The organism is Armatimonadota bacterium, from assembly GCA_031432545.1.
GTDB classification, from domain to species: domain Bacteria; phylum Sysuimicrobiota; class Sysuimicrobiia; order Sysuimicrobiales; family Sysuimicrobiaceae; genus Caldifonticola; species Caldifonticola tengchongensis.
Window position 1 is genome coordinate 521153 of sequence record JAVKGX010000001.1, and the last position, 14325, is coordinate 535477.

General features: G+C 69.6%; 14 protein-coding genes and 1 pseudogene. 10 read left to right on the plus strand and 5 right to left on the minus strand.

Translation table 11 applies throughout. The annotated features are described in order from the left end of the window. Positions 1–3: 3 nt before the first annotated feature. Positions 4–1923, plus strand: coding sequence for an ATP-dependent DNA helicase (locus QN163_02645; GenBank protein MDR5682912.1), 1920 nt, complete (start codon positions 4–6; stop codon positions 1921–1923). Here QN163_02645 and QN163_02650 read toward each other — a convergent pair. After that, on the minus strand, positions 1888–2382 hold the full coding sequence (locus tag QN163_02650) for a hypothetical protein (GenBank protein MDR5682913.1): 495 nt from the start codon (positions 2380–2382) through the stop codon (positions 1888–1890). The genes QN163_02645 and QN163_02650 overlap by 36 nt on opposite strands. A 136-nt stretch (positions 2383–2518) precedes the next feature. Between QN163_02650 and QN163_02655 the strand changes: the two genes are divergently transcribed. The 4 genes and pseudogenes from QN163_02655 (at position 2519) to QN163_02670 (ending at position 6167) form a co-directional block, all read left to right on the plus strand. Continuing rightward, entirely contained in the window at positions 2519–2941 is a 423-nt protein-coding gene (locus QN163_02655; GenBank protein MDR5682914.1) for a cupredoxin domain-containing protein, read from the plus strand. Beyond that, positions 2938–4719: a heme o synthase gene (locus tag QN163_02660; protein ID MDR5682915.1), complete on the plus strand. Its 1782-nt coding sequence runs from the start codon at positions 2938–2940 to the stop codon at positions 4717–4719. Before QN163_02655 ends, QN163_02660 begins: the two co-directional genes overlap by 4 nt. 56 nt (positions 4720–4775) lie before the next feature. Then, the gene (locus QN163_02665; protein MDR5682916.1) at positions 4776–5267 is read left to right on the plus strand and encodes a low molecular weight protein-tyrosine-phosphatase; all 492 of its coding nucleotides are present in this window, start codon (positions 4776–4778) and stop codon (positions 5265–5267) included. Positions 5268–5318: 51 nt separating this feature from the next. After that, positions 5319–6167 (plus strand): annotated as a pseudogene (locus QN163_02670) (fructosamine kinase family protein). Positions 6168–6272: 105 nt separating this feature from the next. Here the strand turns inward: QN163_02670 and QN163_02675 are convergent. Together QN163_02675 and QN163_02680 are read right to left on the minus strand one after the other, a co-directional pair. Then, complete coding sequence (locus QN163_02675) at positions 6273–6671, minus strand: HD domain-containing phosphohydrolase (protein ID MDR5682917.1); 399 nt, start codon at positions 6669–6671, stop codon at positions 6273–6275. 56 nt (positions 6672–6727) lie between these two features. Beyond that, positions 6728–7192, minus strand: a complete 465-nt coding sequence (locus QN163_02680) for a YbaK/EbsC family protein (GenBank protein MDR5682918.1) — start codon at positions 7190–7192, stop codon at positions 6728–6730. Between the two features lie 107 nt (positions 7193–7299). Here QN163_02680 and QN163_02685 point away from each other — a divergent pair, with 107 nt between their 5' ends. Beyond that, a complete protein-coding gene (locus QN163_02685) occupies positions 7300–7740 on the plus strand; it encodes a hypothetical protein (GenBank protein ID MDR5682919.1) in 441 nt (146 codons plus the stop codon). An 8-nt stretch (positions 7741–7748) separates the two neighbouring features. On the opposite strand, the gene QN163_02690 is transcribed toward QN163_02685, so the two are convergent. Beyond that, on the minus strand, positions 7749–8366 hold the full coding sequence (locus QN163_02690; protein ID MDR5682920.1) for a hypothetical protein: 618 nt from the start codon (positions 8364–8366) through the stop codon (positions 7749–7751). A gap of 31 nt (positions 8367–8397) precedes the next feature. Further along, a complete protein-coding gene (locus QN163_02695) occupies positions 8398–9363 on the minus strand; it encodes a TerC family protein (GenBank protein MDR5682921.1) in 966 nt (321 codons plus the stop codon). 261 nt (positions 9364–9624) lie between these two features. Between QN163_02695 and glmU the strand changes: the two genes are divergently transcribed. From glmU to wecB, 4 genes are all read left to right on the plus strand, one after another. After that, complete coding sequence (glmU, locus tag QN163_02700) at positions 9625–10998, plus strand: bifunctional UDP-N-acetylglucosamine diphosphorylase/glucosamine-1-phosphate N-acetyltransferase GlmU (protein MDR5682922.1); 1374 nt, start codon at positions 9625–9627, stop codon at positions 10996–10998. Beyond that, on the plus strand, positions 10995–11966 hold the full coding sequence (locus QN163_02705; protein ID MDR5682923.1) for a ribose-phosphate pyrophosphokinase: 972 nt from the start codon (positions 10995–10997) through the stop codon (positions 11964–11966). The genes glmU and QN163_02705 overlap by 4 nt, the downstream gene beginning before the upstream one ends. 61 nt (positions 11967–12027) lie before the next feature. After that, positions 12028–13149 carry an MraY family glycosyltransferase gene (locus QN163_02710; protein ID MDR5682924.1) on the plus strand — a complete coding sequence of 374 codons (1122 nt, stop codon included), beginning with the start codon at positions 12028–12030 and terminating at the stop codon, positions 13147–13149. Beyond that, complete coding sequence (gene wecB / locus QN163_02715) at positions 13146–14318, plus strand: UDP-N-acetylglucosamine 2-epimerase (non-hydrolyzing) (GenBank protein MDR5682925.1); 1173 nt, start codon at positions 13146–13148, stop codon at positions 14316–14318. Before QN163_02710 ends, wecB begins: the two co-directional genes overlap by 4 nt. The last annotated feature ends 7 nt before the right edge of the window (positions 14319–14325 follow it).

Consider the following 14325-nt stretch of genomic DNA (forward strand, 5'->3'; position numbering starts at 1 on the left):
GGAATGGGAGGCGGCCTGGCAGTTCGGGTGGAAGGGATCTTCGGCAGCGCCCTGCCGACCCGGCTGGCGGGTTACGAGCCCCGGCCGGCGCAGGTGGAGATGGCCGGCCGCGTCGCACGGGCGATCGAACGCCGACAGCACCTAATCGCCGAGGCCGGAACCGGCACCGGCAAGAGCCTCGCCTACCTGGTGCCCGCCGCGCTGCACGCGCTGCAGGAAGGGGAAGTTGCCGTCGTCTCGACCGCAACCCACAACCTGCAAGAGCAGCTGATGCGCAAGGACCTGCCGGTGGTGCGCGACCTCCTCGGGGGCGACCTGGTCTTCGCCGCGATCAAGGGGTTGGCGAACTACCTGTGCGTGTGGCGGCTGGATCGCGAGATCGAGCGGTTCGGGTTCGCGCGCGACGAGTTCGTCGACGCGATCGCGCGTTGGGCGCAGACGACGCAGACGGGCGACCGCTCCGAGCTGCCGTTCGTCGCGCGCGGATGGCACCAGGTCAACGCGGATCCCGACCACTGCATCGGGCTGGACCGTTGCCGGGTCCCGCGCTGCTTTATGATCGAGGCGCGCCGTGCGGCGGCGTCCGCGCACGTGGTTGTCGCCAACCACCACCTCGTACTCGCCGACTTGCTGCTCAAGGACACCATGGGACCGAACGGGGGCATTCTTCCGGCGTACTCGGTCATGGTGTTCGACGAAGCGCACATGCTGGAGGAGGCGGCCACACAGGTCTTCGGGCTGGAGATCGGCCACGTCCGCGTGCAGCGGATCGCCGCCGAGGCGGCCCGCCGGGGGTGGGTGAGCGCACGGATCACCGATGCCCTGCTGAGCGCCTCGCAGGCGTTCTTCGCCCAGGTCGGCACCCACCGGCCGGCGGTCCTGCCGTCGCTGCCGCAGGCCGCTGCGGACGCGCTCGTCGCAGCGCTGAAGGCGGTGCGCGACGCCCTGGAGGACGTTGTCGGCGACGACGAGGCAACTTCCGAGGAGGTGAGGAAGCTCGCCGGCCGCACCGAGCGGGTCGTGCGCGAGTTGCGCCAGATCCGCGAGGGGTCGGGTGACGCGTACGTCGTGTGGGTGGCACCGGACGAGCGCAACCCCGCCCTGCGCGCCTCTTTGGTGTGGGTGGGCGATCGGTTCGCCTCGCTGCTGGCCTCCCACGTCCCGACCGCCGTGTTCACCAGTGCGACCCTCGCCGTCGCCGGGACGCTCGCCCACTTCGCCTCCCGCATCGGGTTGGGCCCGGACGAGTTCGACACCCTGGTTGCGCCCTCGCCGTTCGCCTTCGGCGAGCAAGCCGCGCTGTACGTTCCGCCGCATTTACCGGATCCCTCTTCGGAGGACTTCCTGCCAGCGGCGGTCGACGAGATCGAGCGCGTGCTGCGGTTCGTCGGCGGACGCACCTTGGTGCTGTTCACCTCCTACCGCAACCTGGACTCCGCATACCTGGCGCTGTCCGGCCGCGTGCCCTATCCGCTCCTGCGCCAGGGGGACGCGCCGCGCGATCGGCTGCTGCGTGAGTTCGCCGAGCGCACAGACTCGGTGCTGCTGGGCACGGAGTCGTTCTGGCAGGGCGTCGACGTCCCCGGGGAGTCCCTCTCTTGCGTCGTCATCGACAGGCTGCCGTTCGACGTCCCCGACGACCCGGTCACGCAGGCGCGGATGCAGGCGGTGGTGCGCGAAGGCGGCGACGCGTTCTGGGACTTCCAGCTGCCCCAGGCGGTGCTGCGGTTGCGGCAGGGCGTGGGCCGGCTGATCCGTCACAGTACCGACCGAGGGCTGGTGGTCATCCTAGATGGGCGGATCCTGCGCCGCCGTTACGGGAGCGTCTTTCTGGCTTCCCTGCCTCCGATGCGGAGGATAAAGAAGCTGGAGGAGGCAGACCGCGTGTCAGCCTGTCCAGGCCGCGACGAGGATGCCATGTAGGAGATGGGCGGCTAGGGCAAGCCAGGCGAAACCGCCGGCGGCCAGCGCCGAACCCAGAACTCCGGCCCCAACCATCGGTAGGACGGCGAACACGGTGATCGACCAGGGCAAGAACGCGTACAGCGCGCCGCACAGCCAGGGCCGGGCGGCCAGCGCCTCCACCCGGTAGAGCACGGGAGCCACGGCCACCGCGTACAGGTACGCGTAGCCCACCCCGGTGACGAGGAACGCAAGGCCGCTGTACACCAGCGCACCGCGCGTGCGGTCGACGACAAGGTTGTCCCACAGCCCGGCGAACCACCGCGTCAGGAAATCCGCCCCCTGGGGATTGGATGCGGCGCGCCCCAGACCCCACGCCAGGACCAGCAGCGAGACGAACAGGGCCGCGACGGTGGCGGCCAGCCCCATGACGACGATGTGTCGTGTCGTGTGAACCTGACTCGTAGCAGGTGCGGTCAACGCCGGCCTCCGTCGTCGCGTGGAATCGGACGTTACAATGGATGTTGGGGACGTTCCCGCCGCGGGGAACGGTCCCCTTTGGAGTTTGTCGGAAAGGACCGTACCGCGCAAGGACCCAAGCCGTACGGGAGGCGAAGTGCCGAACACCTTAACCCCAGCCCGCCCGACCTCTCGCGTCGCAACCGCCGCTCTCCTGCTCGCGGTGGGGTTGATCGTTTGGGGCGCGGTGGTTGCGGCGGCGCCCGCCGTGCACCGCATCGAGATCGTGCTCCGTGAGGAAGCAGGCAGCCCCTGGACCATCCGCCCGCAGGTGGTCGACCTGCCCCAGGGCGTTCGTGTCGCGGTGCGGCTGCACAACCGTGGGAGACTGCCCCACGACCTCAAGATCGGGGGGCCGTATGCGCTCGCCACGCCGCTGGTCCGTCCGGGCGGGACGTACGAGTTCACCTTCGTGGCCGCGCACCCCGGCGTGTTCGAGTTCTGGTGCAACGTCCCCGGCCACCGGATCTTGGGCATGCACGGGAGGCTGATCGTGCGCAGGCCGCACGGCGGACCATGAGCCGCTTTTCGCGTTACGTCTCGTTGCTGATCGTGCTGACGTTCGCGCTCATCGTGCTCGGCGGCGTCGTGCGCACGACGGGTGCGGGCGACGCCTGCCCGGACTGGCCGCTGTGCCACGGCCGTTGGATCCCGCCGCCCGACCCGCTGGTCTGGGTGGAGTGGTCCCACCGGTTGTTGGCCGCCGGGGTGGGTGCGCTGACGATCGGCGCAGTGGTCTGGACGCACCGGCTGGGGCCGGCCGGGGCCGCGCTGCGGCCCGTGGCGTGGACGGCCCTGGGGCTGGTCGTGTTCCAAGGGATGTTGGGCGGTGCCGTCGTCCTGCGGTCACTGCAGGCGTGGCTGGTCGTCGCCCACCTCGGGGCGGCCCTGTTGTTCTTCGCCGCGTTGGTGGCCTTGCACTTCCGAACGAAGCCGACCGTGCTGGAGGGCGTCGCGGGCGGCCGGCAACGTGCGTTCCGCAGTCTGGTGCTGACCACACTGATCGCTCTGTACGCCTTGATCCTGCTCGGCGGGTACGTGGGCGCGTCGGGTGCTGGGCTGGCCTGCCCCGACTGGCCGCTGTGTCGCGGTGAGGTCTTCCCGCCTCTGGAGCCGGGGGTGCCGGTGCACTACGCGCACCGCCTGTGGGCGGTGCTGCTGGCTGCGCTGCTGGGGATCGTGGTGGTGCGCGCCCGACGCGACCGGCCCGATGTGCGGAGTCTGGTGCACGCGGCAGCCGGACTGTATGGACTGCAGATCCTGGTCGGTCTGCTCAACGTCGTCACGTTCCTCCACCCGGCGGTGGTCTCCGCCCACCTAGGCCTGGCGGCGCTGATCTGGGGCCTGCTCATCGCCGCCTACGTCGGCGCGGGCATGCCCCTGGCCGTGAACGAACGGATCTCAGCACCGGAAGCCCCCAAGCGCGGCGTGCGGCAGACGGTGTTCGACTATGTGTCGCTCACCAAGCCACGGATCATCGTGTTGCTGCTCGTCACGACGGCCGCCACGATGTTCGTCGCCGCCGGCGGACGGCCGTCGGCCGTACTGGTGGCGGCGACCATCTTCGGCGGCGCGCTCGCAGCGGCGGCGGCCAACGCGATCAACTGCGTGCTGGACCGCGACATCGACGCGGTCATGCGCAGGACGCGCCGCCGCCGCCCCATCCCCGCCGGCCGCGTCTCGGTCCGGTCGGCCCTGCTGTTCGGGGTGGTGCTGGCTGCGGCTTCGTTCGCGGTGCTGAGCCGGGCGGTGAATCCCCTGAGTGCCTGGCTGGCCCTTGCCGGGATCGCGTTCTACGTCTTCGTCTACACGATGTGGTTGAAGCGCACCACGCCGCAGAACATCGTGATCGGCGGGGCGGCCGGCGCGGTGCCGCCGCTGGTCGCTTGGGCCGCGGTCACCGGTCGGGTGGAGTGGCCGGCGGTGTTGCTGTTTGCGATCGTGTTCTTTTGGACGCCGCCGCACTTCTGGGCGCTGGCCCTCAACCTGCGGGACGACTACGCGGCGGCGGGGATCCCGATGCTGCCGGTGGTCAGCGGCGCCGCACAGACACACCGGCAGATGTTCTGGTATGCGCTCGTGACGGTGGCCCTCACGATCGCGCTCGTGCCGGTGGCGCGGATGGGTGTGGTGTACGCGGTGGCGGCGGCGGCGCTGGGGACGGTATTCTTGCGCAGGGTCTGGGGGCTGTGGCGCGGGCAGCCGGCGGCGAGCGCGATGGGAGTCTACCGCTACTCCCTCCTGTACCTCGCGCTGCTGTTCGGTGCCATGGTCGCCGACCGGGTCGTCGTTCTGTGACGTAACCCCCGAGTTCCAACAGCGGGTGAGTGTTCCGACGGAGGCAGTGCGTCGCCATGCCCAGACCCCCCAACGCCCCCGTGCGGGTGCTCTTCGTGTGCACGGGAAACATCTGCCGTTCTCCGATGGCGGAGGCCGTCCTCCGGCACATGGCCGAGGCGGAGGGCGTCGCGGTGGAGGTCGACTCGGCCGGCACCTCCCGGTACCACTTGGGTGAGCCGCCGCACCCCGGCACCCTCCGCGTGCTCGCCGAGCGAGGGATTCGACTGTCGCGCCGCGCGCGCGCGGTCCGTCCCGAAGACCTGGCCGACTTCGACCTGGTCGTCGCGCTCGACCGCTCCCACCGGGCGGCGCTGCGCGCCATCGCACCGCCGGGGACGGAGTCGAAGATCCGCCTGCTGTCCGACTTCGGCCCTCCCGCAACCCCGGTCGACATACCCGATCCGTACTACGACGGCAGTCACGCTCAGGTATATCCCTACATCGAAGCCTGCTGCCGCGGTCTGCTCCGCCACCTGGCCCGGCAGACTGCGCGTCCGCAAGACTGATCCCGCGGACCCTTGCCCACCCTGCCCCCAGACCTGCTGCCTCCCATCCTCGTGCTGCTGCGCGACCGGCTGGGCGCGGCGTGCATCGACGGTGCCCAAGAGGTGGCAGGTGGCGACACCCACCGGGCGGCGAGGGTCGAAACGGACCGCGGCCCGGTGTTCGTAAAGTGGAACGCGTCCGATGCCGCGCCGATGTTCGACTGTGAGGTCCGGGGGCTGCACAAGCTGCGGTCGGCAGACGCGCTGCGGATCCCCGAGCCGTTGGGCGTCGTGCGGACTGAGCGGTGGGCCGCAGTGGCCATGGAGTGGATCCAACCCGATCGCCCGACGGCGGCGGTCGCCGAGCGCCTGGGGCGCGGCCTGGCGCGGCTGCACGCCGTCCGCGCGCCCGCCTACGGTCTGGACCACGACAACTTCATCGGGCGGCTCCCCCAGCCCAACGCGCCGTCGCCTTCCTGGGTCGAGTTCTACCGAAGGCCGCGCCTGCGCTTCCAGATCGACCTGGCGCATCGGTCCGGACGGATGGACGCCGGGCGGCTGCGCAGGCTGTAGCGGATCTGCGACCGTCTCGACGAATGGATACCGGAGCCCGCAGGCGGTCCGTCGCTGCTGCACGGCGACCTGTGGGGCGGGAACTGGATGGCCTCCGGCGGCGAACCGGTGGTTTTCGATCCGGCCGTCTACTACGGCGACCGGGAGGTCGAAGTTGCCTTCACCGAACTGTTCGGCGCATTCCCGCATGCCTTCTACCGCGCCTACCGCGAGGCGTGGCCGCTGGAGGCGGGCTACGAGGAACGCAGGCCGCTATATCAGCTCTATCCGCTGCTCGTGCACCTCAACCTGTTCGGCGAAGCGTACCTGCCAGCCGTGGATCGGTTGGTCGCCCGCTACTCGAGGTGACGGGGGCGTCGTTCGCCAACCGGGCGAACCAGCGGTCGGCGACCGTCAGGAAGGCGTCGACGCACAGGGGGTCGAACTGCGTGCCCGCCATCGCGCGGATGTGGTCTAGGGCCTCCCGGTGGCTGAGGGCCTGCGATAGGGTCGGTCCGAGGTGAGCGCGTCGTACACGTCAGCTACCGCGAGGATCCGCGCCTGCAGTGGGATCTGCGTACCGGACAGGCCGGCCGGATAGCCGCCGCCGTCGTACCACTCGTAGTGGTGCAGTACGCCGGGCAACTCGTCGCGCAGGGATGCGATCTCCCGGACGATCTGGTAACCCTGGACGGGGTGTTGCTGCACGACCGCGTACTCCTCCTCGGTCAGGGGGCCGACCTTGTTGAGGATCCTATTCGGGATCCCGATCTTGCCCGCGTCGTGCGCTCGGCCATCGCGGCCTGCGCCGGCAAGGCGGCGACCCGGTAGTCGCGACCGAAGGGATTGAGCTAGAACCGTGCCCCAAGACACCGGCCGCCCCGGGCAGCTCGTGTGCCGGACGAAATGAACGCGGCGGTGGGCGTGTGCTACGTCTGCGCGAAGTCGCCGATGGTCGGCTGGACCAGCCGCTTGAAGTCAGTGTAGGGGATCCGCATCGTCTCGCGGTGCGATCCGCACCGGAAGACGATCTCCGGGTCGGCCTCCAGCGCGCGGTCGGCGTAGACCGGGATGCCGTAGAGGTTGCCAAAAGGGGGCTGGGCGCCGACCTCACAGTCCGGGAAGGCCGGCGCGAACTCCGCCTCCTCGGCCAAGCGGGTCGGTTTGCCGGTGGCCTGTTGGAGCTTGGCCAGATCCAGCCGCTGCGGCGCGGTCAGCACGACCATGACCATCTGGTCTCCCGCCCACGCCATGACGGGCTTGGCCACGAGGTAGCCCGAGACGTGCTCGGCCGCCGCCACCTCTTGGGCGGTGTAGGCAATCGGGTGCCACGTCACCTGGAACGGAACGTGGTTCTCACGGAAGTACGCCTCCAGACGCTCCCGGCACGTCATCCCTCCACCTCCCCGGCGAGTCGCGACCGCCTGCGCGATTTCATTGTAGCGCCGCCGCACGAGGGAAGGATGGGTTGCGCGTCGAAATGTCACCGAGGAGGGTTGCGATGCCGGCAGGCAAGGGGCTCGAGGCGGCTGATAAGCGCTATCTGGCGGGGATCATCCACCAGGTCTGGCGCGCCTGCCAGGGGTTCGTCACCGTAGTCATGGAGCGCGGTCCCGAGGACGCGTTCTTCGTCTTGGACGAACTCAACGAGTGGGCGTCCCAGCAGCGGCGGCGACTGGCCGCACGCAGCGGTCGGCGCCCCGTGGGGGTGACCCCCCACGGGATGCGGGTCGGTCGCGAGCTGCTGGACGACGTGAGCGCGTTCTGCGTGGCGATCGGAGACATGGTGGCCCGGCTCCAGTACGGGCCCCTGGGGCCCGACGAAGTCGAAGAGGAGTGCCTGGCAATCATCGACGGTTTCGTCGCCTGGACCAACCGCATGGCCACCCAGCTGGGCGTGTCTCGCACTTTGCGACCGCAGGCCATCTGGGATCGGCGGTAGTCCGCCCGCTAGTGCGTTCCCTGGGCTTCCGGTACGGGGTGGGTCGCCCGCTGGATCTGCTCTTCGGCCTCGTCCAGAAACCGGCGGCACACCGATCGGGCGCCGGGGATGCCGTCGTGAGCAGCCTTTCGCAGCAGCCACGCGAGGTGGTCGTACAGGTGCCACGCGTCGTCGTCCCTTAGGCGCTGCTCCGACGTCGCCAACTTCAGGAATCCGCCCACCGCGGACGTGACGGCCTCGGCGTAGTTCGCCGGATCGAGCACGTAGTGTTTGGCGCCCTGCAGCGTGTGCAGGACGACCCGACCGTCGCGGTGCTGGACGCTGAAGTCGTGGAAGCCGCAGCAGTCCATCCCGCAGTCGGCGACGAACAGCGGGGCCGCGTGAGGATCATCGGGGTCGGTCAGCTCCCGGTGGTCGGCCAGCAGCGTGAGCACCATTGCCTGGACTCCTTCGAACAGCGCGTACGCCGAGTAGGAGGCATCATGGGACGGGATCCCCAGCGGCCGCGCGCTCTCCCCCAGCAGCAAGAAGGGGTTGCCGTCGATTTCGAGGGCAAAGAGGCAGGGCAGTGCGTCCAAATCCTCTCCGGTATCGGTGATCTCAAGCGTCGCCCGGATGCGGTTCATCCCATTTGTATGTTACGCGCCGACGCCGCGTTCAACCACCCGTCTTGGGAGCGTCCGCGGATTCCGGGACGTTGAGCGTCGCCTCCGCCGGTTTGGGGACGAAGATCGAAGCGAGCACGCTGACCGCGAGGATCAGCGCCACCACGCCCAGCGAGACGCCGACGTGGATCTTGTAGACGTCGGAGATCAACATCTTCGCTCCGATGAACATCAGCACGACCGACAGGCCGTACTTGAGGAACCGGAACATGTCCAGGATCCCGGCCAGCAGGAAGAACATCGCCCGCAGACCCAAGATCGCGAAGATGTTCGAGGTGTAGACGATGAACGGGTCGCGTGTGATTGCGAAGATCGCGGGGATCGAGTCCAGGGCGAACACCAGGTCGGTGGTCTCGATGGCCACCAGCACCAGCACCAGGGGAGTCACCCAAAGCCGCCCGCCCCGCTGCTCGAAGAACGCGCCGCGCCCGTAGTCCTCGGTTACCGGCCAGAAGCGCCGGACGAACAGCAGGGCCCGGTTTCTGGACGGATCCACCGTCTCGTGGGTGTGACGCAGGAGTTTGAACCCCGTGTAGACGAGGAAGGCACCGAACAGGTAGAGGATCCAGTGGAACCGGTGCACCAGCACAGCCCCAATCGCGATCAGGCTCGCCCGCATCAGCACGGCGCCCAGGATCCCCCACTTGAGCACCCGCGGCTGCAGGTGGGCCGGGACGGCGAAGTAGGTGAAGATGACCAGGAAAACGAAGAGGTTATCGACGCTGAGCGCCTTCTCGATGAGGTAGCCGGTGAGCCACTCCAGTCCGGCCTGCGACCCGCGCAGCCACCACACGCCGGCGTTGAAGACCAGGGCCGTGCCCACCCACACCACGCTCCAGACCGCGGCCTCCCGGATGGAGATCCGGTGCGCGTGGCGCTGGAAGATCCCCAGGTCGATCGCCAGCATGCCCGCGACCAGAACGTGGAAGCCGATCCACAGCCAGACCTCGGTGCCCATCGTGCCTGACCCCTTTGCATCGGCCTGGGCGGACACAACAAAAGACCCCCGCCCACAGCGCGTGGTGGCTCGGAGGTCTCACCGTGGGGCTGTGCCTCAGGACAGGCCGGGTCGCCACACCCTTCGTGCGGCTCACCGTACTGACGACCTGCCCGCAGCCTGTCGTCGGCTGCCAGTTACTCCCCTCGGTCCCGGTGCGGCCGGGACGGACACCACCATAGCAGCACCGGGCGGTGCGGTCAAACGGGAGGGGCGCGGGCCATGAGTGTCGCGGCCGTCGTACTCGCCGCAGGCCTGGGCAAGCGCATGCGATCGGCCCGCCCCAAGGTCGTGCATCCCGTCGGGGGCCGCCCGATGCTCCTGTACGTCCTCGACGCCGTGCGCGCCGTCGCCACGCGCTCGCCGATCGTGGTGGTGGGTCACGGGGCGGAGGCGGTACGGGCCGTGTTGCCCGCGGATGTCCAGGTCGCGGTCCAGGGCGAGCCGCGCGGGACTGCGGACGCCGTCCGCGCGGCCATGCCGCTGCTGGAGGGTTTTCAGGGCGCGGTGGTCGTCGCCTTCGGGGACACGCCGCTGGTCAGCGCGCAGACCTTTCGGGCCCTCGTCGCCGCGCACCTAGATCAGGGCAACGCCGCGACGCTGGTTACCGCTCGGCTGCACGACCCCCACGGCTACGGCCGGATCGTGCGGGACGGGGCGGGAGCGTTCGTGCGCATCGTCGAGGAGCCCGACTGCGACGAGCGCGAGCGTGCCATCCAGGAGATCAACACGGGCATCGCCTGCTTCCGGGCCGACATGCTGCACAACGCGCTGGCGCGCGTGCGGCCGGACAACGCGCAGGGCGAATACTACCTGACCGACGTCTTCCGCCTGCTGCAACAGGCGGGCGCGCGCATCGGGACTGTGTCCGCAACGGAGGTGACGGAGATCATGGGCATCAACTCGCGGCGCGACCTCGCCTCCGCCGAAGCAGCGATGCGGCGGCGCACCCTCCAGCGGCTGATGGACGAAGGGGTCACGGTCGTCGATCCCGACACGACGTTCGTGGATGCGGCAGCGCGGATCGAACCCGACACCGTGCTCCACCCGTTCACCGTGATCGAAGGGGAGACCACCATCGGCCGGGGGTGCGCGATCGGGCCCGGCGCCCATCTTGTCGGCGCGCGCGTCGCCGACGGCGTGCAGATTCGGTGGTCGGTCGTCGAGCACAGCGAGATCGGGGAAGGCTCCTACGTGGGCCCGTACGCTCACCTGCGGCCCGGCACTCGCCTGGGTCGGAGGGTAGAGGTCGGAAACTTCGCGGAGATCAAGAACTCCCAGGTGGGCGACGGAACCCGCATCCACCACGTGTCGTATCTGGGCGACGCGACCGTCGGCCGAGAGGTCAACATCGGCGCGGGCACGATCACCTGCAACCTGCGCTACGGGGTGCGCGGCAAGCAACCGACGGTGATCGAGGACGGAGCGTTCATCGGCAGCGACACGATGCTCCAGGCACCGGTGCGGATCGGCGCGGGCGCGGTGACGGGCGCAGGGTCAGTGGTGACCAAAGACGTACCGGCCGGCAAGGTCGCCGTCGGGGTGCCGGCCCGAGTGATCCGCGCCGCCAAACCGGATGGGGAGGGCCAGCCGTGAACACCTCCCCCAAGCTCTTCGCCGGCACCGCCAACCCGCCGCTGGCGCGCAGGGTGGCCGCGTGCCTGGACGTCCCCCTGGCGGAGGCGCACGTCGCGCGCTATCCGGATGGCGAGATCGAGGTGCGCCTGGACGAGAGCGTCCGCGGCCAGGACTGCTTCGTGCTGCAGCCCACCTGCCCGCCGGTGAACGAGAACCTGGTCGAGCTGCTGGCGATCGTCGACGCGCTGCGCCGGGCGTCGGCGTCGAGCATCACGGCGGTCGTCCCCTACTTCGGGTACGCGCGTCAGGACCGCAAGGCCGGGCCGCGCGAGCCGGTGACCGCCAAGCTCGTGGCCAACCTCCTGACGCGTGCCGGTGTGGACCACCTCCTGGCCATGGACCTGCACGCTGGCCAGATCTCCGGCTTCTTTGACATCCCACTGGACCACCTCAGCGCCCGCATGCTGCTGGCCGACTACTTCGCGCACAAGGAGCTGCACAACCCCGTCGTGGTCTCGCCGGACATCGGCGGCGTCCGAAGGGCCCGCGAGTTCGCCCAGGCGCTGGGCGCACCGCTGGCGATCATCGACAAACGGCGGGACCGGCCCAACCAGGTCGCGGAGGTCGTGCACGTGATCGGCAAGGTCTACCGTCGGACGGCGATTTTGGTGGACGACATCGTGGACACCGCGGGCACGCTGGTCATGGCGGCGCAGGCGCTGGTGCGCCGCGGGGTCGTCGAGGTCTATGCATGCTGCTCGCACGCCGTGCTGTCCGGTCCGGCGGTGGAGCGCATCGCCGCGTCGGCGATCCGCGAGCTCGTGGTCACCGACTCGATCCCCCTGCGTCCGTCCCGGCGGCTGGACAAGATCCGCGTGATCTCGGTGGCGCGGCTGCTGGCCGACGCGATCGCGCGGATGCACGCGAAGACGTCGGTGAGCGAACTGGTGACCGAGCGCCTGGTGGCGGAGGTCGTCGAGGGCTGACCGGCCCCACGGATGCTAGAATGGCTGACGGTGGGCCCTCGCCCGCCGACCGCCATTTGCCATGTTCATTCCGCCTTACGTCTTGGCCGCGGTCCTCGCGTGGTTCGTCACCTACTGGACGACGCCCACCGCGCGTTGGGTCGCGCGGCGCGTGGGCGCAGTGGACTTCCCCGGCGGCCGGCGAATCAACCGCAGGCCCCTGCCGCGTCTGGGCGGCATCGCCCTGTTTGCGGGCATCCTCGGGGCCGCGCTGCTCACGCTGCCGATCCGGGGCGACATCGCCGTCGTGCGCGAACCCCGCTACCTGGTTCTGGCTGTCCCCTACGCCGCGATCGCGCCGGAGTACGTCGGGGTGCTGCTGGGCGCCGTGGCGATCAGCTTGCTGGGGCTGTACGACGACGTCCGTCCGCTGTCCGGCGCGGTGAAGTTCCCCCTCATCTATCTGGCGGCGGCGATCCCGACGCTGTTCGGGGTGAGCGCCTCGTTCGTCACCAACCCGATCAGCGGCCAGCTGCTGCCGCTGGGCGTGTACGGGCAGATCTTCACCGTGCTGTGGATCGGCTCGGTGGCGATCGCGATGAACCTGATCGACGGCGTGGACGGTCTGGCAGCCGGCATCGCGGCCATCGTGAGCGCCACGCTGTTCGCGGCGACTTTGGCCAGGCCGAACCTGCCGATGATGATCCTGTGCGCGGCGGTGGTCGGCAGCGCCGTCGGCTTCCTGCGCTACAACTTCAACCCAGCGCGCATCATCATGGGGGACGGCGGCGCGATGCTGCTGGGTTACCTGCTGGGCGCGATGTCGGTGCTGGGCGTGTTCAAGACCATCACGGCCCTATCGCTGGCCGTGCCCCTGCTGGCGATGGGCGTGCCGATCTTCGACACGGCGTTTGCGATCCTGCGGCGGGCGCGGCGCGGCCTGCCGATCTTCCACCCGGACCGCGGGCACCTGCACCACCGACTGCTGGATCGAGGCCTGACGCAGCGGCAGACCGTCTTTTTGCTCTATGGCGCCACGGGGCTGCTGGGGACGCTGGCCCTGATCGTCGCCGACAGCGTGGACCGGCACATCTCAGTCGGCCTGGCGGTCATCCTCACGGTGACGCTGCTGGTCTTCGCCCGCCGCCTGGGACTGATGGCGCCCGCACGCGGTCCGCTCGCCGGCGGCCCTCCGTCTCCGTGACCCGCAGCGCTGCGATCCCCGTGCTCGCCATCGTGGGCACGCGTCCGGACGCCGTCAAGATGGCGCCGGTCGTCCAGGCGCTGCGAGGCGATCCGGCCTTTCGTACCATCCTCGTCGCTACCGCCCAGCACCGGGAGATGCTGGACCAGGTGCTCCCTCTGTTCGATCTCGCTCCGGACGTCGACCTGGACGTGATGCGCCCGCATCAAACCCTCACGGAAATCACCACGCGGACGCTGGACCGCCTCGACGAGGTGTTCGCAAGGACCCGTCCGGAAATGGTTCTCGTGCAGGGGGACGCGGCGCCGAGCTTCTGCGGCGCCCTCGTCGCTTTCTACCACCGCGTCGCCATCGGGCACGTCGAGGCCGGGCTGCGCACCTACGACAAGTACCATCCGTTCCCGGAGGAGATGTACCGGCACATGACCGGCGTGCTGGCTGACCTGCACTTCGCCCCGACGGCGGCGGCACGCGAGAACCTGCTGCGCGAGGGCATCCCCGCGGACCGCATCTTCGTCACCGGCAACACCGTCATCGACGCGCTGCATCAAATCTCCGCTCGGCCGATTGCCGCCGACGCCCTGCCGGAGGTTCCATCAGACCGCCGGATCGTTTTGGTGACCGCGCACCGGCGAGAGAACTGGGGCGAGCCGATGCGCCGCATCTGCGCGGCCTTGCGGACGCTCGTGGAGCGCTTCCCCGACATCGAGGTGGTGTTTTCGGTGCACCGCAACCCGATCGTACGTGAGGTCGTATACGAGGCGCTGGGTGGCTTGCAGCGCGTGCACCTGATCGAGCCACCTGACTACGGGCCCTTCGTGCACCTGCAAAAGCGCTCCTACTTGATCCTCACCGATTCCGGCGGCGTGCAGGAAGAAGCGCCCGGGCTGGGGACTCCGGTGCTCGTCATGCGGGAGACGACCGAAAGACCAGAGGGTGTCGCCGCCGGCGTCGTGCGCGTGGTCGGCACGGACGAGGAGGTACTGGTGCGAGAGGCCTCCCGGCTCCTAAGCGACGCCGAGGCCCATCGGGCGATGGCGAACGCCGTGAATCCCTACGGGGACGGGCGCGCGAGCGCGCGCATCGTGCAGGCGCTCCGTTTTCACTTCGGCCTCGCATCCGGACCGCCCGAGGCGTTCGATCCCCCTGCCCCTCGCGGAACCTTTTGAGCCCTCC